We start from the raw sequence: 20,295 nt of genomic DNA, 5'->3' as shown, positions 1-20,295 counted from the left end.
CTCAACTCCGCTGATCCAGACAATCCTGCACGATGTCGATCAGGTGATCTGCCTGGGGTGCGCCCTCGGTCACGATCTGCCATCCGGCCAAGGCCATGTCCGCTGCGCAATCCGGGGCCAGAAGAGAGACAACGGCATCACCAAGCTCAGTCGCGGATTTTACGGTTCGTGCCGCATTTGCCCGGTCCAATTGATCGTACAGTTGCTGATGGCGATGCACAAATGGGCCGTGAATGACCGCAGAGCCAAGCGCGGTCGCGATCAGCGGTTCCTGTCCGCCCGCGCCGCGTTCCAGAGAACTGGCCATGAAGGTCACAGGTGAGACACGTTGCCAAAGACCCAGATCTTCAGGCTCTGCCGACAGGATGACCTGAGTGTTGTCTTCGATGGTTCCGCCATCGTCCCAGTTAATACAGCGCAGGTCCATGGATTCCAGGCGTCTGTGCAACGGACCGGCTTCGGAAATGTCGGCGACGTGAAGGACAAGCGCCAGTCGGGGCAGCATCCGCATGGCCTGACGATGCGCGCTGAGGACCGAGATGAACTCTTTGTCCTGAACCCATGCCGCCAGCCAGACCGGTCGGCCCGAAAAGGCATGCGTCATCTCGATCAACTCGTCTTCCGGCCAGGGGCTTGGGTTGGGGCTGACATGCAGGGGCGGAGAGACCTCGGCCTTGGACGAGGAGACACCCAACCGGCGAATATGGCGCACGACGTCCGGCGTGGTCGCAAGGATCGTGTGGAAACAGTCAAACGTATATCGGGTAATGTCCGGCAGCCAGCGCCCACCGCGTGCGACTTTGATGTCGACTTTAGCCTCGATCAGGATCAGGGGAATATCCCGCTCGGATGCGCGGGTGATCAGGTTGGGCATAAGCCCGCCGCCGATCCAAAGCCCGATATCCGGGCGCCAATGGTCCAGAAAAGCGCGGGCCGCACCGGTTTGTTCCGCAGGCAGATTAACCAACGGATGCGGGCAGGCATCCCATCTGGAAAGATCCGCCTCGGGCGGTGCAGACATGATGATCGAAAGTGTAGGGCGGGATTGCCGCAACCGCTGGCAAAAGTCGACGGCCGCGCGTTGCCGGTCCTGTGCTCCGACGTGGATCCAGATCACCTCACCATCAGGTCTGGGAATATAGGGATCGTCTGTCGCGTTGGGCACGCCCCAGGACAGGATGCGATACGCTGCAAGGCTGAGTGAGCGCGGCTTGCTCATGGGATAATCCCCGAGCCCCGCGGGTCAAGCTGTTCGAAAAGCAGATCGTGAACGGCAGTGCCAGCCGCAATAACTCCGGTCAGTCGGGGATGGGGGTTGTTGAACCGCAACGGCTGTCCAGCACGGTCCGAGCATACCCCGCCTGCCTCGCGAATGATCAGGTCCCCGGCGGCGATATCCCATTCCCAACTGGGGCGAAGCGTCAGCATTCCGTCGAACCGGCCCTGAGCCACAAGCGCCAGACGATAGGCCAGCGAAGGTCGATAATTGCGAAGGAACTCGGGCGGGTGACCGTGCAGCCAATGGCGTGCGTCCAGATTGGGTTTTGCAGCCAGTATTTCGGCGGACTTCAAATCAGTGACGCCAGATACCCGGATCGGCGCGCCGTTCAGCGTCGCGCCTTGTCCCTTGGCGGCCGCATACAGCAAATCGCGACGCGGCAGGTAGATCACCGCCGCCGTCACCTCGCCATCTTCGGCAATGGCCAGAGAATGCGCCCATGTGCGTGACCCTTCGGCAAAACTGCGTGTGCCATCAATCGGGTCGATGATGAACACGCGGGATTTGCTTAACCGGTCCTGCGAATCCTCGGTCTCTTCGCTGAGCCAACCGTAACCGGGCCGGGCGGCAGGAAGATCCCGTTCAAGCATCGCGTTGACGGCCAGATCAGCTTCGGTGACCGGTCCTGCGCCATCCGGTTTGTCCCAGCGCCGCGCAGAACTGCCCGTGTAGCGCGTGGCGATCTTTCCGGCCTCCAGTGCGGCATCAATCAGCAGAGGCAGGTCAGTTGCCGGCAAGTGTCATTCCTTCGATCAGCAAGGACGGAACCACACGGGACAGGTATGTCCGCGCGTCGTTTGCCGGAATGATCCGTTCGAGCATATCGCGTAAGTTGCCTGCGATGGTGCATTCGTTGACCGGATAGGCAATCTCGCCGTTTTCGACCCAGAAACCGGATGCACCGCGCGAATAGTCGCCCGTGTTCGGGTTGATCGTCGATCCGATCATTGAAGTTACAAGCAACCCTGTGCCCATGTCGCGCAGCAATTCCGCTCGGCTTTGATCCCCTTGTGTCAGGCTCAGGTTCCAGTTGCTGGGCGATGGTGGGCCGGACACGCCCCGCGCGGCGTTCCCGGTTGATGCCATATCAAGCTTGCGCGCACTGGACAGGTCAAGGGTCCAGCCGGTCAGGGTGCCGCCTTCAACGATGGCCCTGCGTCGGGTGGGCAGACCTTCGGCATCGAAGGGGCGCGAACCCGAAATACGCGGGCGGTGCGGGTCTTCGATCAGCGACAGGTGGTCAGGCAGAACCTGTTCACCCAGACAATCGGACAGCCAGGATGCGCCACGCGCGATGGCCGCGCCGTTGCTGGCCCCCAGAAGATGACCAATCAGCGATGACGAAATACGCTCATCAAACAGAACCGGATACGTCCCTGTTGCGGGTTGGCGGGAGCCGACCTGTTGCACGGCGCGTTCTCCGGCACTTTGGCCGATATCAGTCGGGCTGCGTAGGTCTGACTGGAACGTGCGGCTGTCGCCGTCGTAATCACGCTCCATCCCGGTGCCTTCACCCGAGATCGCAACGCAGGATGTGGATCGGCTGCTGTGCACGTAGCCGCCTGAAAACCCGTTTGTGGCGGCCAGATGGACGCGATGCGTCCCGTATGAGGCGGCCGCGTCAGAAACTTGAGTAACGCCCTGAACAGAAAGCGCCGCTGCCTCGGCCGCCAGCGCGTCCTGCATCAGATCTTCGGCAGAAGGTTCAGCTGTGGGGTCAAAGAGTTCCAGTGCCTCAATGTCCCAATCCGTTGCAAGCTGGTCAGATTGGGCAAGGCCTGTATAGGGGTCTTCGGGTGCTTCACGCGCCATGGCAACAGCGCGTTCGGCCATAGCCTTCAGGGTTTCCGGGCGGCTGTCCGAGCTGGAAACAATAGCTTGGCGTTTCCCGAGAAAAACGCGCAGCCCCAAATCGGTACCTTCCGACCGTTCCGCATGTTCCAGCGCCCCGCCGCGGACCTCGACCGAGACCGATGATCCGTCAAGCACGATGGTATCTGCTGCTTCGGCTCCGGCTTTTATGGCCGTTTCCAACAGGACTTGGCTGATGTCTTCAGGTGTTCGGGTCATGAGGTCTCCGGTCTGTATACATTGGACCTAGCGTTGCACCGCGCCGCTCGCAAGACCTGAAGCCGGGCAAGGGCGAATCCGGAATTCAAACTATGGTGCAAATTGGACCCTGGTGAGGTTTTCGACGAGGCTCCAAGGGTCGCTGATCACGGCACATTGCCTGAAACTATGGAAATCGGCCTGCCGGGTCGGGCCTGTGCCTTCGTCCGTCAATTTGATCTGACAGCCCGGCAGCAGCGTCGAGGGAAGGCCGGTTGGCCTTCTCTCGCAAATGGTTACTTGAGACGTTGACCGTTGGCCACGATATGCCCGTCTTCGGTAAACTCGATTTTCGAGTTCAGCGTATCGGGTTCTTCGCCGGGAACAGCCATCAAACCCATCATCATCCGTGCGCCCAGTGCGTCGCTGTCCGAAATTAAACCCATGCCGATCAGTTTGTCGATCAGTGTATTCGCGCCAGTCAGCGTCAGGTTTGCAGCCCCTGTCGGGTTAGGCAATCCGCCTAGTTCTTCGGTGTTGCTGTTGTCGAAGGTAAAGTCACCGGTACCCGTCAGCTTTGCACCGACCAGCGAGATCAGCAATTCGTTGATCTTGAGAGAGTGCAGTTCGCCCGGCGCGTCTTCGGCGAATTCCAGCGATTCTACGGCTTCGGGATCGAAGAAGTTGGTCATGACCTTGGCTGTGCCCGAAGTATCAATCGAAATTGTGGCCGGATCGCGCGGAAGTGCGCCCGCCGGATCAAACATGCTCCACAGGACGTCGGACATGGTGAAATCGGTCATGTTGATGGCAAATCCAAAGGGCTGGATTTCTTCGGACTGCTGAATGGGAAACTCGAACTTCAGCCCGGCATTGGCCATTGCTATTTCGATCGGGAAAGGAAGATCGGCGGTTGTCACAGCCAGTTTTGCGCTGTTTTGCTCTACGTCATAGGCCAGCCGCTGTGCGTCAAAGCTGGCGGCAAAGCGGCCGCCCTCGGACTCGCTGCCCATCGAGAACGCCTCGCCATCGCTGGTGCCCGCCATCGCGGTCGTGCCAGAGCCGTATGTGAACAGGCCCGAAAACTCGAACCCGGCATCGTAAAAGGCTTGCGGGTCCGACATGTCAAAATCGGACGGGATCACGCTGGTGCCTTCAAAATCAAGCTGGCTGAGGTTGCCGTCGATCTTTGCGGTTTCGTCGCTTTCGGGATCTTCGAATACCAGACCATAGGTCAGTCCAGCGGCCTTGAACGTCTGATCAACACTGCGGTTTTCGCCAACCTTCATCCGCGAACTGCCGGTCAGGTCGTTCATTTCCATATTGGCGCCAAGGATATCGCCGGGCATTTCTTCACCGTTGACCTCTACACCATCCAGCTTGATGCCAAGCGAGGCTGCGGAATAGTCATAGGTCATATCTTCGGGCGCCCCGGATACAACCATTTCAAGACCGTTATGGGTGTAGAGAATATTGGCCGAGAAAGTCTCGCCCTCACCCTCGCCTGAAACGGTCATGGGGAAGCTTTCGGGGAAACCGATGCTGACAGTCCCGTCCCCGTTTTCGGTAAGGGTCATCTGCGGAACCAGCATCTGGAATGTGGCGTCTTCCTCTGGCAGAGCCATTGCGATGCTCATGTCGCTGACGCTCGTCACGTTTCCGTCTACGGATTGTTCGCCGGACACGGTATATCCCATCTGGGTAAGATAGGACTGCCAGTCGTTCCAGACATCCTGCGCGGTCAAATCGGCCAGCGCGCCCTGAGTCACAATGGCATAGGCAAATACTGCGCCGCAGCTACGGCGAAGAAAAACGGACATTACAGAACCCTTCTTGATAAATCTTGCGCGCATCGTCGTGTCTGTGGCGGCGGGCGTCAAGGGGCAAGGGGTGGACCCTTTCCCCCTTCGCACGGTAGAGGTTCACACAATTTAAAAACAACGGAGGTACAGGGTTCATATGCAAGGAAAAACCGTACTGATCACAGGGGCAAGCCGCGGCATCGGGGCCGAGGCTGGGCGTGTTTTTGCCGCAGCCGGGGCAAACGTCGCTCTGGTCGCGCGCAGCCGCGATCAAATTGCAACCCTGGCCGACGCGCTGGGCGAAAACGCACTGGCACTGCAATGCGACGTGAGCGATTTTGCTCAGGTGGAACAAGCCGTTGCCGATTGCGTGGACAGGTTTGGTGGATTGGACGTTTTAATCGGGAATGCAGGTGTTATTGACCCGATCTTTCACATGTCCAGCGCCGATGTCGCGGCGTGGAGCAGTGCGATCGACATCAACCTGAAGGGGGTCTTTTACGGAATGCGCGCGGCACTGCCCGTGATGCGTGCGGCCGGTGGCGGCACTGTGCTGACCGTATCCTCAGGCGCGGCATCAAACCCTATCGAGGCGTGGAGCCATTATTGCGCCTCGAAAGCGGGGGCGAAGATGCTGACTGAGTGCTTGCATCTTGAAGAAGCTATTCACGGCATCCGCGCGATGGGGTTGTCGCCCGGAACCGTCGCCACCGATATGCAGCGCGTCATCAAGGCCAGCGGCATCAACGCGGTAAGCCAACTTGATTGGAGCGATCATATCCCGGCTGATTGGCCTGCCCGTGCGTTGCTTTGGATGTGTTCCGAGGATGCGGATGAGTTTCTGGGCACTGAAATTTCGCTTAGGCGCGAAGACATTCGGCAAAGGGTGGGGCTGACGTGATCCAACTGACCAAGACTGACGGGTTGTGGACCGTCACTCTGAACAACCCGGGCAAGGCCAATGCATTGACCGGGGCGATGCTAGCCGAACTGTGTGAAATCGCAGAAAATGCGACTGAGGCTCGCGCCCTGATCCTGACCGGTGCAGGAAAGGTTTTCAGCGCCGGTGCCGATCTGGGCGAAGCCCGCGCGGGCCTTGCGACCTCGGACCTGTGGGAGCGTTTGTCAGGTGCCATCGCCGCCTTGCCATGCCTGACGGTCGCTGCGCTGAACGGCACTTTGGCCGGTGGTGCCAATGGTATGGTTCTGGCCTGCGATCTGCGCATTGCGGTGCCATCGGCCAAGTTCTTTTACCCGGTGATGAAGCTTGGTTTTCTGCCACAACCTTCGGACCCAAAGCGTATGGCAGCATTGATCGGCCCGGCACGCACCAAGATGATTTTGATGGCGGGACAAAAGATAACTGCGGATGAGGCGTATTCCTTTGGTCTGGTGGATCGCGTTGTAGAACCTGACCTGCTGATGCAAACGGCGCATGAGCTGGTTGCCGACAGTGTGCAGGCCGATCCCAGAATCGCGCAGGGTATCGCAAGGCTGTGCGAATGAGGTTATCCGCCCTTCGGTTGCGCGTGTCTGATCCGGAACGATTGTCGGCATTTTATCGGGACATTCTTGGCATGACTGTCCAAGGCCAAGGGGTGTGCCAACGTGTCGGCTACGGCGGCCCTGACGCCGACGTGGTCATGATGCCAGGTGGCGGCAAATACAGCCACGATCAGGGGCAACGATATTGGAAGATCGGAATAACCCTGCCGGATGTGGATCTGGCGGCGACCTTCCTGCGTGAAAAGGGGGTGGAGGTTTCGGAGCCGAAGCAATTTCTGGATATCGGTTACATGTGCCATCTCAAAGACCCCGAGGGCTTCGTGATCGAACTCTTGCAGTGGGATTTTGAAGGTAATCGGCCTGAAAATGCGGCCACTTCGTCACATCCCTTTACAGAAGCGCGTCTTGGTCAGATCACGCTGCGCACGGGCGATATCGCTGCCGAGGATGCATTTTGCCGCGCACAGGGGATGCGCTTGTTGTCTATGCAGGATGTTGCCCAATACGGTTTTGACCTGCATTTCTATGCGTTCACGGATGAAACGCCCCCAAATGCGGATTTATGGGCTGTCGAAAACCGGGAATGGCTGTGGAAAAGGCCGTATACCACGCTGGAGTTTCAGCATGTTGCCGGTGGAACTTTCGCGCCTTCCCCGGACTATCGCGGGCTTGAGGTCAGCGGGCTTTCGTCCCCGGTACGGGACGCGTTTGGGGATCAAGTTTGGCCCGATTAACTATCGCGCCCGCCTGCGCCCCGGCACTTTCGAGCGAAAACTGGGCGGGCGCTTGCGAACCCAAGTCAGGAATTTTTCCAACCTTGGATGAGCGCGCAAAGCCTCTACTGTATTGAATTCCCGCGCCAACTGGCCCTCGGTCAGGGTTGCGTGGATTTCTTTGTGGCAGATCACGTGCAGTAAAACGGTGGGCCCGCCCTTGCCCCCTTTGAGTTTTGGGATCAGATGGTGCAGGCTGCCGTGCCCATCTGGTATCGGACGGTCGCAAAGTGGGCAGATTGGATCAATTTCTGACATAACTTGGCAAGAGTTGCGTCGGATTCGGCAGAAGGCAATAGGACAGGAATGGCACAGGCAGTGGTGATCGGGGCAGGGCCCGCTGGCCTGATGGCTGCGCAAGAGCTTGCAGCGGCTGGTCATGACGTATTAGTGGCCGAGGCCAAGCCATCGGTCGCGCGCAAGTTCCTGATGGCCGGGAAGTCTGGCTTGAACCTGACCAAGGATGAGCCATTCGAGGACCTGATGCAATTCTATGGTCCTGCTGCCCGGTGGCTGCGTCCTATCGTGGCCGAATTTGACGCAACCCATGTTCAGGACTGGGCCCGTGATCTGGGGCAGGAAGTGTTTACCGGGTCCACTGGGCGCGTATTTCCAACTGCGATGAAAGCCTCCCCCTTGCTGCGCGCATGGCTGGGTCGGCTCGGGTCGGCTGGCGTTGAGATCAAAACGCGGTGGAGGTGGATCGGATGGGAGGACGGGGCTCTGGTATTCGAAACCCCCGACGGCAAACAAAGCGTAAACTCGGATGCAACGATTTTGGCACTGGGCGGTGCAAGTTGGGCGCGGTTGGGCTCTGACGGGCAGTGGGCCCCAATTCTGGCGGCCAAAGGGATTCCACTTGCCCCGTTTGAACCGTCGAATTCGGCCCTTTCGGTGGATTGGAGCCATCACATGCGCCCTCATTTCGGTGCGGCCCTGAAGTCGATTCAATGGGTGGCCGGGGATATCGCCAGCCGGGGGGAGGCCACGATTTCTACCCATGGGCTGGAGGGCGGAGGATTGTATTCACTGACCCCAGCCCTGCGCCAAGGTGCTTCGTTGTTTGTCGATCTGACGCCTGACCTGAACACGTCGGTCCTGACAGAACGCCTAACTGCCAAAAAATCCAAGACAACCGTGTCGCAGTGGTTGAAGAAATCACTGCGACTGCCCCCTCAAAAAGTCGCGCTGTTCCACGAAATGACAAAGGGTGAAGTTCTTGCGCCGGAGAAATTGATCTCTGCGATCAAGCGCTTACCCATTAATCACACCGGTCTGCGCCCCATGGACGAGGCGATCTCGACAGCCGGAGGCGTTGCCAAAGCCGCCGTGGATGACAGGCTTATGCTTACGTCTTTGCCGGGGGTGTTTTGTGCTGGTGAAATGCTGGATTGGGAGGCCCCGACCGGGGGATATTTGTTAACGGCATGTCTGGCAACCGGGCGTTGGGCGGGTCGCAGCGCTTGCGTGTGGCTGGAAACCGGGCGCTAACGCGGTCGTGCAAGCATTGCCAGACGGATCATCGCCCGTTCAACAAGCGCCATTGCCGGGGCCGTCTGGCCTGCGGATCGCAATGTCAGGTCCGTATCTGTCAGAACGGTCAGGGCAGTCTGAAGTTTCGCTGCACCCCAGCCTTGCGCTTGCCTTACAATCCGATCCCGGCGCTTTCCATAGATTGGCGGGCGCATCTTGCTGATCCCCTGTGCCGCACCACCGGGGTCTGAGGCACATGCATATAACGTGCGGAAATGCCGAGTGGCCCCGATACACAACGCGACCGCATCGGTGCCCTGCGATTGCAACCTTCGGATCAGCGGACCAATCTCTCCGGCGCGACCCTCGGCAACGACGTTGAGAACATCATCCAATGCGGCCTCGGTCGAGCGCGGGGCGCAAGCTTCGATATCTTCGATCGTCAGTTCAGTTGCGTCGTCGGACTTGTAAAGCGACAGCTTTTCAATGGTCTGAGAGAAATCGCCGGGGCTGATGCCGGCAGCCAACTCGGTCAGGGCCGACATGGAATCGCGAGGGATGTTCTTCAAACCGGCTTGTGTCAGAACCCGCTCAATCTCGTTGCGCGAAGGCGGATCATCGTAAATTCCGGTCGCAAACGCTGCAGGATGTGCCTCGAATGCCTTGCGCATTTTTGAACTGGCCTTGAGCTGCCCAGCCGTAACGACAATCTGCGCATCGCCGGGGCGCCAATCCTCCAGCGCCGCAAGGATCGCAGGCGCTGCGGCATCGGTTGCGTCTTCGACCAGAACGGCGCGGGGGCCGGGAAAGAAGCCAACTGCCTTTACCGCATCCAAAAGCGCTGCGGGGTCCGTGCGCAAGTCGGCCCCCGGCAATCGGGTCAGGCGCATCTCTTCTTCGGCATTTGGGCCCAACAGCGCCGCAAGAACCTGCTGGCGCTTCAGCGCCACGCGCATGGCGTCGGCCCCGTAGATCAGCAGACCGGTCTTGTCTGCGTCCGGTTTAGCGAAATAGCCCTCGGCCTCGCGCGGGCTGAGTTTCATTGAGCCAGGCCCGGTGCCGCGTAAAGGCGGCTGACGATCTGATCAGAGAGAATGACCATCAACCTGTCAGTGGCGTCGCGCTCATCCGCAAGGGTCGACACTGTCGAACCCGCTGCCGAATACCCGACAAAGTCCGAAACCGTTCCAGAAGTCATAATCTGACCTGTTTCATTCGACTTAAGGGCGAATCTGGCACGGCCCTCGATCGTATACCGGTCGGTATCGTTGGTTGTTCGGATGGCCGCCCGCCGCGTCTGGGTGACCAAGTTTACATCCAGTTGATAATCCTTGACTGACCCGGAACTGCGACCCAGCCGTTGTTCCAGATTTTGAACCAGCAAATAGCTTTCAACATCATTTGGTGCGGAAACCTGAACTTTGCCGTTCAGGGCATCGCCTGATCCGCCGGGGGCGTAAACAGGCTCAAAACCGCAGGTGGCAAGCGCCAGCGGCAGCATTAACAGGGTTCTGCGGTCAAACAACGACATTCACGATCCGGCCTGGGACAACAATCACCTTTTTCGGCGCATTGCCATCCAGCGCCTTTTGCACAGCTTCGGTGCTGAGCGCGATTTTTTCAACCTCTGCCTTGTCCATATCCTTGGGAACGCTGATTTCCGCGCGGCGTTTGCCGTTGATCTGGATCGGCAGGGTGACGGTATCGTCAACCAGCATCGCCTCATCCGCGACGGGCCAGGGGGCGGTGGCAACCAGCCCCTCGCCGCCCAGTAACTGCCACAGTTCCTCTGACAGGTGTGGTGTCATGGGGGACATAAGTTGCGCCAGCGTCTTAGCGGCTTGACGTTTGGCGTCAGAGCCTGCCTTGGATTTGGCCAGCGTGTTGGTAAAGGCATAAAGCTTGGCGATGGACGCGTTGAAGCCAAAGGATTCGACCCCGCCGGATACATCGTGGATGGCCTTGTGCATTTCGCGCAGCAGGGTTTCGTCTTCGGCATTGGCCGGAGCGTCCGATTCCGCGATTTCCGACGCGATGCGATGCACGCGGCTGAGGTGCTTGAACGCGGCCTCGGCCCCCGATGCGGTCCATTCAACGTCACGCTCTGGCGGCGAATCGGACAGAACGAACCAGCGGGCGGTATCTGCGCCAAAGGCCGAGATGATGCTGACCGGATCCACCACGTTCTTCTTGGATTTCGACATTTTGGCTGAGGGGATGATCTCAACCTCGGTGCCGTCGGCCAGTTTGCCGTCGGTCACGTCCTCCGGCAGGTGATAAACCGGGCGGCCATTGGCGTCGCGGGTCTGGTAGATCTCATGCGTGACCATGCCTTGCGTGAACAGCGCATCGAACGGTTCAATCGCCTTTTTTGGTAGGTGGCCGGTGATCTGCATCGCCCGCGCAAAAAAGCGGGAATAAAGCAGGTGCAGAATCGCGTGCTCGATCCCGCCGATATACTGGTCGACATTCATCCAGTATTCGGCTTCGGCCAGATCGGTGGGTGTTTCGGCGCGCGGAGCGGTGAACCGGGCGAAATACCACGACGAATCGACGAACGTGTCCATCGTGTCGGTTTCACGCTTGGCCGGTGCTCCACAGGACGGGCAAACGCAGTCGCGCCAGGTCGGGTGACGGTCCAGCGGGTTGCCGGGTTTGTCAAAAGTCACATCGTCGGGCAGGCGGACCGGCAGGTTCTCTTTCTTCTCGGGCACCACGCCGCAGGTATCACAATGGACAACGGGAATCGGGCAGCCCCAATAGCGTTGGCGGCTTAGCCCCCAATCGCGCAGACGGTACTTGGTGACACCTTGGCCCCATCCGGCCTTTTCAGCGAAATCGACGGTGGTGTTGATGGCCTCGTCGCCTGTTGCCTCGGTCAGGCCAGCGAAGTGGTTCACCCAGCGGACTTTTTCGGTTTTCGGCGGAACGAATGCGAGTTTGTCGACCGGAGAGTCGTCATCCAGCGCAAAGAACGTATCGACCACGGGCAGGCCGTATTTGCGGCAGAAATCCAGATCGCGCTGATCATGGGCCGGGCAGGCGAAAATCGCGCCGGTGCCGTAATCCATCAGGATGAAGTTCGCGATCCAGACCGGCAGTTCCCAATTCGGGTCCAGCGGGTGTTTTACTTTGATGCCGGTGTCATAGCCCAGCTTCTCGGCGGTCTCGATCGCTTCTTCGGTGGTGCCACCCTTGCGGCATTCCGCAACAAATTCAGCAACTTCTGGGTTTTCCGCCTCAAGCTGTTTGGCGATCGGATGGTCGGGTGAAATACCGACGAAAGACGCCCCCATCAGCGTATCAGGGCGGGTCGTGTAGACGGTGATCGGTTCGCCGCCATCAGTGCGTTCAAAGCCGAACTGCAAGCCGCGCGACTTGCCGATCCAGTTTTCCTGCATCAGGCGGACTTTGGCAGGCCAGTTGTCCAGCGTATCCAGCGCGTCCAGCAATTCCTCGGAATAGTCGGAAATCTTGAAGAACCACTGCGTCAGTTCCCGGCGCTCGACCAGCGCACCCGAGCGCCAGCCGCGGCCGTTTTCAACCTGTTCATTGGCCAGAACGGTCATATCGACGGGATCCCAGTTCACCACGGCGTTCTTGCGGTAAACCAGACCAGCCTCGAGCATATCCAAAAACAGCGCCTGTTGCTGGCCGTAATATTCCGGATCACAGGTTGCAAACTCGCGCGACCAGTCGATCGACAGACCCAGCGGTTTCATCTGACCGCGCATGTCGGCGATATTGCCATAGGTCCAGTCTTTGGGGTGGCCGCCAATGGCCATCGCCGCGTTTTCCGCAGGCATCCCAAACGCGTCCCAGCCCATTGGGTGCAGCACATTGTGGCCGGTTGCCAGTTTGTGCCGCGCGATCACGTCGCCCATCGTGTAATTGCGCACATGGCCCATATGGATTCGGCCAGACGGGTAGGGGAACATCTCAAGCACGTAATATTTCGGCTTATCCGCCTTGTGGTTGGCGGTGAAGATCCCGGCCTTGTCCCAGGCCTCTTGCCATTTAGCTTCGATTTCGTTGGCCGAGTAGCGCGACATCGTGCGGTCCTTCATGAATGAAAACGCCGGGAATGAACCCGGCGTGGTAATATTGTGATTTTCGGCGGGTTGCTAGAGCTTGTTGTCCGCAATACGCAACTGACGGGCGCGGGACAGGATGGCATCCTCGACCGCGCGTGTAGTTGCGGCGCTGACCGGTGCGCCGCCGCTGGATTGCAATGCCACCGACAAAGAGCGCGCCGCCAGAGCCGGGTCGCTGATATGAACCGTCGCCCGATACGAGCGCCCGCCACCCGGGGGTGTCCCGTAACCCGTTACAATTATGCCAGTAAATGGGTCGACCTCTTGTACGGGCAGGAAATTCAATACATCCAGCGACGCCGCCCACAGATAGCGGTTCACATTTGTAACCTGCTCTGCGTTTCTGGTGTCGAATACATCCCAGATGGTCGAACGGTTGGGATCGTTCAGTTCGCGTTCGCTTGATCGTCCGCTGTCTGTATTAAGCAGATCAGGGTTCGGCGCGGCCCCTCGATTCTGTCCGCAGGCCGACACTGCGGCGGCCACTATGATCAAACCGATAATCGTCTGCAGGCGCATCGTCGACTGGTCCTGTTTCACTTGGTCTCGTTCGTTCAGTGATACTCCTAGACAAGGTCCAGTGCGGCAACAACCCTCTTATTGTAACAAATAAGCGGTATTGCTGATGCTTTAAGGCTCAAAACGGACTGTGGCATCCTTGCACCAATCTGTTGCCAATGCGGGCTGTCCAATTATCCCGTGCTTGCGCGAAGGGGGCAAAAAGAGCGAAACGGTTCCCGTGCTGAGACATGTGCTGAGGCATGTGTCGAGTAGAAAAACTTTGAAACCGAGGGAAACAAGATGAAAAAAGTTCTCTTCGCATCGACCGCTCTGATCGCAACCGCAAGTGTTGCAGCGGCCGACGTACGCTTTAGCGGTTACGGCCGCTTTGGTATTGGATACCAAGAAGACCGCACCGGTTCGGTTGCGAACTTCACCACCACTACAAGCGGTGCAATCACCGGCGCTGGTACCGCCACTGTCGACACCGACAACACCATCCTGATCTCGCGCTTCCGTCTGAACATCGACGGCGTCGTTGAAACCGATGGCGGCGTTGAGTTCTCGGCTCGTGTTCGTCTGCAGGCTGACGAAAACGCCGGTAACGGTGAAGCAAACGCAGCCGGCCTGAACGGCGCACGCTTCTCGGTCATCTACGGTGGTCTGCGTGTTGACGCGGGCAACGTTGCAGGTGCCTTCGACAACTTGGCAAACTACTACGGTAACGAGCCGGGCCTGGAAAACTTCATCGGCCAGTACTCGGGCGTTAACTACAGCTTCCTGGGTTACTCGTCGACCGGTTCGGGTTCGAACGCTGTGTTCTTCCAGTACGCAGTTGGCGACTTCGCATTCGGCGCATCGTATGACCAGGCAACCGTTGCATTCGGCGGTGTTCCTGAAGATGCAGACCGCTGGGACATCAGCGCGACCTACACCTTCAACAACATCACCGCAGCTCTGGCCTACGGTCAGACCGATGGTGGCTCGTTCGGCATCGACCCCGACCTGCTGGTCTTCACCCTGGGTGGTGAATGGGGCGACTTCTCGGGCACCCTGTTTGTTGGTGACGAAAGCGACACCGCTCCGAACGCAGCTGGTGAAGCAACCGACGACACCTTCTACGGTCTGTCGGCAGCTTACAATGTTGGTTCGGCTCTGACCCTGACCGCCGCTTACGGTGACGGTTCGGCAGACGGTGACACCCGTCAGTATGGTATCGGCGCAATCTACGACCTGGGTGGCGGTGCATCGCTGCGCGGTGGTATCGGCGACAGCAAAGTCGGCAGCGCAGACAGCACCATCCGTGCTGACTTCGGTGCTCAGTTCAACTTCTAAGTTGATCTGAACAGCAAGGTTTAAGGGCAGGTCTTCGGACCTGCCCTTTTCTTTTGGGCCGACATGGTGTTTTGCTGCCTCAAACCAATTGAGGATCCCCATGTCGCTGCATGATATTGCCACTCGTATCCAAAAAGCTGAAACCGCTGCCGGGCGGCCAAACGGGTCTGTTAAGCTGATTGCCGTGTCCAAGGTACAGCCGAACGAACGCGTTCGCGGTGTTCTGGATGAGGGGCACCGCTGTTTTGGGGAAAACAGGGTGCAAGAGGCCATGGGGAAATGGCCCGACTTCATGCGGGACTATTCTGATATTGATCTGCATCTGATTGGACCGCTCCAGACGAACAAGGCGCGTCAGGCCATGGAGTTGTTCAGCGCGATACACTCTGTCGATCGCCCCAAGCTCGCCAGAACGCTGGCGCGTCTGGCGCAAGAGATCGGAGCCTGTCCCGACTTGTTCATACAAGTGAATACCGGGGAAGAGGATCAGAAGGCCGGTGTCATTCCTGCCGAGGCAGATGCATTCATCGCCGAATGCCGTGATCTGGACCTGCCATTGGCCGGGTTGATGTGTATCCCTCCGGTCGAGGAAGAGCCCGCGCTGCATTTTGCGCTGCTTGCCAAAATCGCAGACCGGAACGGGCTAACGGGGCTGTCCATGGGCATGAGCGGTGATTTTGAAAAGGCCATCGCATTGGGCGCAACCCATGTGCGTGTCGGATCGGCGATCTTTGGCGAGCGTGTCAAACCGCAGGAATAATCAGCCGTGTATCGGGTGTTATCCTTCCGGCGATCCAATGAAGGTGTTCCCTTCGAAACGCAACGCAACCTTCGGTGGGATAGCCCGGTCTCCTCCACTGATGCAGAAAAATTGCCGAACCTTTTCCCGGAACAGCGTTCGGCCAGTTCCAGTCGGTAAGCAGAACCAGATCGTATAAGGGATCCGGCCGGCGCAGCTTTTCATGGCTGAACGGGTAGGGCGCGCTGACCAGTTGGTTATAGCGATCATCGCCGCTGTCATCCGACCACAGATCCCACGGCCCAATCGGGATGGCCCATGGAGTTGGCGCCGCGATCCGGTCGGGCCGGAAAAGCATACCCACGATACGGTGAACACCGGTCGGGGTTGCGCTGTCGCCCTCACGCTTGGTGTTGCTGAGCCCACCCTTGCCGATCGAACAGGGAAACATACGCCCGGCAAACCGGACGCCCCGCGGTGTGAGCACAAGGTCATAGGGGGTCAAAGCAGATGGCCCGATTTTTCCGCCTTGGTCGCCAGATACCCGCGATTATGGGCTGTTTCTCCGACCTTCAGCGGAACGCGTTCCGTAACGGCGATTCCCGTCTTTTCCATCATCGCGATCTTGGCCGGATTGTTGGTCAGCAGCCGCACGGCACTGAAGCCCAGCGATTTCAAGATATCCGAACCCAAACGAAAATCCCGTTCGTCATCCTCGAATCCCAGCCGATGGTTGGCCTCGACCGTGTCGAAGCCCTGATCCTGAAGGAAATAGGCCCGCATCTTATTGGCCAGCCCGATACCGCGCCCTTCCTGGTTCAGATACAACAGCACCCCGGCCCCTTCCGTTCCCATCTGGGCAAGCGCACCCCGAAGCTGCGGGCCGCAATCGCATTTCAGGCTCCCCATGAGATCGCCCGTAAAACAGGCCGAGTGTAAACGGGCCAATACGGGTTTACTACGGTCGGGACGTCCGATTTCGATGGCGTAATGTTCCTCGCCGCCATCTTCCGGACGAAAGACGTGAAGCCGCCCGGCCTCGGACACCTCCATGGGCAGGCGCGCGGCTACCACTTCGTTCAGAATGCTGCGGTCTGCCAGATGCGGTGCTGCCCGGGTGTGATCAATGCAGGTGAGGCCATGTGCGCTGGCAAAGGCGCGCCCGTCATCAATGGGGACAACAACGGCTGCGGGAAGCAAGCGGGCGGATTTGGTCAGGGCAATGGCGATACGATGCAGGCTGGAGCTGCCCTGACGTTGCGTCATCAGGGGGCCTTTCATCGGTGCGTTCAGATCATCGGACGGGTCGGCGACCGCTTGAACCCAACCGATATCCGCATCGGCTGGAATAATCACCCGTGCCAAATCCCCATCATAGGCTCGCGCCCTGAGCGTTTCTGCCCGGCGCACGGTAATGGCGACGACCGGTTCACCGCCCAGCCCGCGCAAATCCGCAAGCCGTTGGGCGCTTAGTGTTTCTGACGCGATTGCAAGAACGCTGAAGCCGCTGTCATCTGTCAGGATGACAGGCACACCCATACGCAGGTCCGCACGCGCGCGTGCCAGCAGTTCCGAGATATCCGGGATGAGACTCATTTATGTTACCCTGTAACGATTAGCCCTTCCTGTAGCCTGATCGGACGGAAATGTGAAACATTTCCTCATCATCAGACACGAGGGCGTGAGACGATTGCAGCAAACCTTGTTGATTGCATCTTTGACGCGCAAGTGGTGGAAAAGGCTTAGGAGGACCAGATATGGCACAGCTTAAGAAAATCCTGCTGGTGGACGACGACGAAGATCTTCGCGAAGCTCTGAGTGAGCAGCTTGTGATGACCGAAGACTTTGACGTGTTCGAAGCGTCCGACGGGCAGTCCGCCATGGAGCGCGCCCGCGAAGCGATCTATGATCTGGTTATTCTGGATGTCGGCCTTCCAGATACCGATGGTCGCGAACTGTGTCGCCTGATGCGCAAGCAGGGTGTCAAAAGTCCGATCCTGATGCTGACGGGGCACGATAGCGACGCCGACACCATTCTGGGCCTTGATGCCGGTGCCAATGATTACGTACCCAAGCCTTTCAAATTCCCGGTCCTTCTGGCCCGTATCCGTGCCCAACTGCGCCAGCACGAACAGTCCGAGGACGCGGTCTTTGTTCTTGGGCCGTATACCTTCAAGCCTGCGATGAAGATGCTCATCACCGAAGATGACCGGAAAATCAGGCTGACCGAGAAAGAGACAAATATCCTCAAGTTCCTCTACCGCTCGGCCGACGGTGTGGTTGCGCGTGATGTGCTGCTGCACGAGGTTTGGGGATACAATGCCGGTGTCACCACGCATACGCTGGAAACCCACATCTACCGCCTGCGACAGAAGATCGAGCCCGATCCGTCGAACGCGCGCCTTTTGGTCACAGAGTCGGGCGGATATCGTCTTGTGTCGTAACTTTGATGGAATGATGCAGATCAAAGTGATACTCTGGAGATATATTTAGGTTACTCCCAACCCGTGCATGTCCGGGTAATGACATGTACCTCCCTGTTGGACTGCCGGGCCTTTGGCCCGGCTTTTTTTGTGGGAAGTTGGGGATGGGTGTCTGCTTTGAGCCCAAAGCGGTTTCTTCCTCCTGCCGGCAGAAATGATCATACGAGTCATATCCAGTATTCGCTTTTATGAACCCCAAAGCTGCAGGCCACAAAACCCAAATCGCGGTCTATTAGTGGTCATCGCAGCGGTGAAACGTCAGCCCTTGTCGCCGGGTTCAGATCGCCATTCGGGTCAGTCAGAACGCTTGCGGGAAAAGACACCGAGACGGGCATGTCACTCGTGTCTACGCAGAGCATGTGATTGTTGTCTCCGTCACCCAAGTTGGCCAGCGCAGCTGGCTTTATGTCGCGCCGGGTACCGTCGGCTGCGGCGACGGTGATCGTGTAAAGGTCGCGCTCTGCCTCGCCGGGTTCGGTGCCGTCTTCCAATGTCACGCCGCCCTCCCACGTGACACGGACTGCCTGTACGATTCCTTTTGTCGGACAAAGACTGCCTCTGACACGGCGAGGCCCCAGCGTACCGACTTGTGTCCAATCTTCCACGACTTCAGCCAGGGTTATCGATGGACCGTCTTCGAGGGGTATCACCGGCACACTAGCTCCCCGATAATCCACGGTCCCATCGATGGAATGCAAATGGCCGATGATGTCAACTCTGACAGGCGGGTCGCTGTCTGCGGGTCCCAATTGTCCTATCAAAAGAACCGTGCGCAACTCACCAGGGTCTGTGGCTGGCAGGACTGACGCGCAGTGCATTGTCCCAATTGCTCCTGATTGGGTCGTGACCCGAAAATCCCCCGCCTGCATCGTCGAAATGTCTATTTCAGTCGAGAAGATCACAGGCATTCCGGTATTACCCTCAGAACCTCTGCAAATCACATTCGAGACGCGAGGCAGTGCATCGAGCCCGTGAAAGGCTGAAAGGAGTTCAGCGGATTGACCGTTCGCCTCTCTTGGCAGGCCAGCATCTACGGTCGTATCAGAGAGGTCGCGATTGGATATGTTATCGGTCCAAACACCTGGTCCGTAAAGTAAGAACCACGTGAAAGCTAAGGTAATAAGCGCAACCACGGCACCCAAACCGCCTAAGATAAACCGCTTCGAGATGCCTTTGGGCATTCAATGTACCTCCGCGCTATGTTGCTTGCGATTTAAATTCTTAACCGAGACTTCCTATCGCCCAAAGCAACATTAGAGAGCTGCGGAAAAACCAAACGACTTGAACAAATGGATACCGATCGTGCTGAAAGCCCAAGTATTGCGCCATCTATGAGCGACTGTATTGTCCGCAGAACAGACTTGCAGTCTCTTTCCCCATGGCACCCCATCCCAACCCACGCTAACCTCCGCGCAACCCACGACAGAGGATTCCCCAATGCCCTTTACCCTTGCCACCTGGAACATCAACTCGGTCCGTCTGCGCGAGCCTATCGTGCTGAAATTGCTGCGCGACGAAGCCCCCGATGTGCTGTGTCTGCAAGAGTGTAAATCGCCGGTCGAGAAGATCCCGACCGAAGGCTTTGCGGAACTGGGCTATACCCACATGGTTGCGCGTGGGCAGAAGGGATATAATGGCGTTGCGATCCTGTCGCGTATCCCGATGGAGGAAGTGGGTGACAAGGATTTCGCTGGTCTTGGCCATGCCCGCCACATCGCGGCACGGCTGGAAAACGGCGTGACCATCCAGAACTTCTATGTCCCCGCAGGTGGCGATGTGCCGGACCGTGAGGTGAATGAGAAGTTTGGGCAGAAGCTGGATTACCTCACCGACATGCGCGACTGGTTCCATGCTGAAAAGCCCGAAAAGTCCATTCTGGTGGGTGATCTGAACATCGCCCCGCGCGAGGATGATGTTTGGTCGCACAAGCAACTGCTCAAGGTCGTTTCGCACACGCCGATCGAGGTTGAAGCGCTGGCCGAGACGCAGGATGCAGGCGGATGGGTCGATGTCACCCGCCAGGATATCCCCGAGGGGCAGCTTTACAGCTGGTGGTCGTACCGTGCGCGCGATTGGGATGCGGCCGATAAGGGACGGCGGCTGGATCACGTCTGGGCCACGCCTGATATCTCGAACGCGGGGCATTCCAGCCGCGTGTTGCGCGATGCGCGCGGATGGGAAAAGCCCAGCGATCACGCTCCGGTCTTTGCCACTTTCGACCTTTAATTCTGCAATTCAACCCTTGGTTTCTGCCCTATGCG

20 protein-coding genes are annotated in these 20,295 nt (G+C 58.4%); 8 read left to right on the top strand and 12 right to left on the bottom strand.

All coding sequences use genetic code 11. The features are described from left to right. Position 1: 1 nt before the first annotated feature. The 4 genes from GOX75_RS15245 to GOX75_RS15230 all read right to left on the bottom strand — a co-directional run bounded on the left by GOX75_RS15245 (position 2) and on the right by GOX75_RS15230 (position 5,148). Complete coding sequence (locus tag GOX75_RS15245) at positions 2–1,219, bottom strand: 3-deoxy-D-manno-octulosonic acid transferase (protein ID WP_171124483.1); 1,218 nt, start codon at positions 1,217–1,219, stop codon at positions 2–4. Next, positions 1,216–2,016: a 3'(2'),5'-bisphosphate nucleotidase CysQ gene (locus GOX75_RS15240; protein WP_171124481.1), complete on the bottom strand. Its 801-nt coding sequence runs from the start codon at positions 2,014–2,016 to the stop codon at positions 1,216–1,218. The genes GOX75_RS15245 and GOX75_RS15240 overlap by 4 nt, the downstream gene beginning before the upstream one ends. Further along, the gene (locus GOX75_RS15235) at positions 2,003–3,349 is read right to left on the bottom strand and encodes a TldD/PmbA family protein (protein ID WP_171124479.1); all 1,347 of its coding nucleotides are present in this window, start codon (positions 3,347–3,349) and stop codon (positions 2,003–2,005) included. The genes GOX75_RS15240 and GOX75_RS15235 overlap by 14 nt, the downstream gene beginning before the upstream one ends. A 275-nt stretch (positions 3,350–3,624) precedes the next feature. Further along, the gene (locus GOX75_RS15230; protein WP_171124477.1) at positions 3,625–5,148 is read right to left on the bottom strand and encodes a DUF2125 domain-containing protein; all 1,524 of its coding nucleotides are present in this window, start codon (positions 5,146–5,148) and stop codon (positions 3,625–3,627) included. 139 nt (positions 5,149–5,287) lie between these two features. On the opposite strand from GOX75_RS15230, the gene GOX75_RS15225 reads away from it, so the two are divergent. From GOX75_RS15225 to GOX75_RS15215, 3 genes are read left to right on the top strand one after another with little or no spacing between them, the layout of a single operon-like run. Beyond that, complete coding sequence (locus GOX75_RS15225) at positions 5,288–6,031, top strand: SDR family oxidoreductase (protein ID WP_171124475.1); 744 nt, start codon at positions 5,288–5,290, stop codon at positions 6,029–6,031. Next, positions 6,028–6,636 (top strand): enoyl-CoA hydratase/isomerase family protein, encoded by a 609-nt coding sequence (locus tag GOX75_RS15220; RefSeq protein ID WP_171124474.1) that lies wholly within the window; start codon positions 6,028–6,030, stop codon positions 6,634–6,636. The genes GOX75_RS15225 and GOX75_RS15220 overlap by 4 nt, the downstream gene beginning before the upstream one ends. Further along, positions 6,633–7,370: a VOC family protein gene (locus GOX75_RS15215; protein ID WP_171124472.1), complete on the top strand. Its 738-nt coding sequence runs from the start codon at positions 6,633–6,635 to the stop codon at positions 7,368–7,370. Before GOX75_RS15220 ends, GOX75_RS15215 begins: the two co-directional genes overlap by 4 nt. Here GOX75_RS15215 and GOX75_RS20370 read toward each other — a convergent pair whose 3' ends face one another. Further along, positions 7,371–7,667 (bottom strand): HNH endonuclease, encoded by a 297-nt coding sequence (locus GOX75_RS20370; protein ID WP_254428817.1) that lies wholly within the window; start codon positions 7,665–7,667, stop codon positions 7,371–7,373. Between the two features lie 48 nt (positions 7,668–7,715). Between GOX75_RS20370 and GOX75_RS15210 the strand changes: the two genes are divergently transcribed. Next, positions 7,716–8,900, top strand: coding sequence for a TIGR03862 family flavoprotein (locus GOX75_RS15210; RefSeq protein ID WP_171124470.1), 1,185 nt, complete (start codon positions 7,716–7,718; stop codon positions 8,898–8,900). On the opposite strand, the gene holA is transcribed toward GOX75_RS15210, so the two are convergent. The 4 genes from holA to GOX75_RS15190 all read right to left on the bottom strand — a co-directional run bounded on the left by holA (position 8,897) and on the right by GOX75_RS15190 (position 13,495). Then, positions 8,897–9,925, bottom strand: coding sequence for a DNA polymerase III subunit delta (gene holA, locus GOX75_RS15205; RefSeq protein ID WP_171124468.1), 1,029 nt, complete (start codon positions 9,923–9,925; stop codon positions 8,897–8,899). The genes GOX75_RS15210 and holA overlap by 4 nt on opposite strands. Beyond that, complete coding sequence (lptE, locus tag GOX75_RS15200) at positions 9,922–10,413, bottom strand: LPS assembly lipoprotein LptE (RefSeq protein ID WP_171124466.1); 492 nt, start codon at positions 10,411–10,413, stop codon at positions 9,922–9,924. The genes holA and lptE overlap by 4 nt, the downstream gene beginning before the upstream one ends. Continuing rightward, positions 10,400–12,934, bottom strand: coding sequence for a leucine--tRNA ligase (leuS, locus tag GOX75_RS15195; protein ID WP_171124464.1), 2,535 nt, complete (start codon positions 12,932–12,934; stop codon positions 10,400–10,402). The genes lptE and leuS overlap by 14 nt, the downstream gene beginning before the upstream one ends. Positions 12,935–13,006: 72 nt before the next feature. After that, positions 13,007–13,495: a DUF3576 domain-containing protein gene (locus GOX75_RS15190; RefSeq protein ID WP_171124687.1), complete on the bottom strand. Its 489-nt coding sequence runs from the start codon at positions 13,493–13,495 to the stop codon at positions 13,007–13,009. A 282-nt stretch (positions 13,496–13,777) separates the two neighbouring features. Between GOX75_RS15190 and GOX75_RS15185 the strand changes: the two genes are divergently transcribed. Further along, positions 13,778–14,812, top strand: a complete 1,035-nt coding sequence (locus tag GOX75_RS15185; RefSeq protein ID WP_171124463.1) for a porin — start codon at positions 13,778–13,780, stop codon at positions 14,810–14,812. A 100-nt stretch (positions 14,813–14,912) separates the two neighbouring features. After that, positions 14,913–15,572: a YggS family pyridoxal phosphate-dependent enzyme gene (locus GOX75_RS15180; protein ID WP_171124461.1), complete on the top strand. Its 660-nt coding sequence runs from the start codon at positions 14,913–14,915 to the stop codon at positions 15,570–15,572. Here the strand turns inward: GOX75_RS15180 and GOX75_RS15175 are convergent. Beyond that, positions 15,556–16,056 (bottom strand): L,D-transpeptidase, encoded by a 501-nt coding sequence (locus GOX75_RS15175; RefSeq protein ID WP_171124459.1) that lies wholly within the window; start codon positions 16,054–16,056, stop codon positions 15,556–15,558. The genes GOX75_RS15180 and GOX75_RS15175 overlap by 17 nt on opposite strands. Then, positions 16,053–17,147, bottom strand: coding sequence for a GTP cyclohydrolase II (gene ribA, locus GOX75_RS15170; protein WP_171124457.1), 1,095 nt, complete (start codon positions 17,145–17,147; stop codon positions 16,053–16,055). Before ribA ends, GOX75_RS15175 begins: the two co-directional genes overlap by 4 nt. 161 nt (positions 17,148–17,308) lie before the next feature. Here ribA and GOX75_RS15165 point away from each other — a divergent pair, with 161 nt between their 5' ends. After that, the gene (locus GOX75_RS15165; RefSeq protein ID WP_170415695.1) at positions 17,309–17,995 is read left to right on the top strand and encodes a response regulator transcription factor; all 687 of its coding nucleotides are present in this window, start codon (positions 17,309–17,311) and stop codon (positions 17,993–17,995) included. A gap of 278 nt (positions 17,996–18,273) precedes the next feature. Here the strand turns inward: GOX75_RS15165 and GOX75_RS15160 are convergent, their stop codons facing one another. Then, positions 18,274–18,531 (bottom strand): hypothetical protein, encoded by a 258-nt coding sequence (locus GOX75_RS15160; RefSeq protein WP_171124455.1) that lies wholly within the window; start codon positions 18,529–18,531, stop codon positions 18,274–18,276. A gap of 940 nt (positions 18,532–19,471) precedes the next feature. Between GOX75_RS15160 and GOX75_RS15155 the strand changes: the two genes are divergently transcribed. After that, positions 19,472–20,260, top strand: a complete 789-nt coding sequence (locus tag GOX75_RS15155; RefSeq protein ID WP_171124453.1) for an exodeoxyribonuclease III — start codon at positions 19,472–19,474, stop codon at positions 20,258–20,260. Positions 20,261–20,295: the final 35 nt, after the last annotated feature.

The organism is Ruegeria sp. HKCCD7251, from assembly GCF_013031165.1.
GTDB lineage: Bacteria > Pseudomonadota > Alphaproteobacteria > Rhodobacterales > Rhodobacteraceae > Ruegeria.
This window is presented reverse-complemented; position numbering and strand designations above follow the sequence as displayed.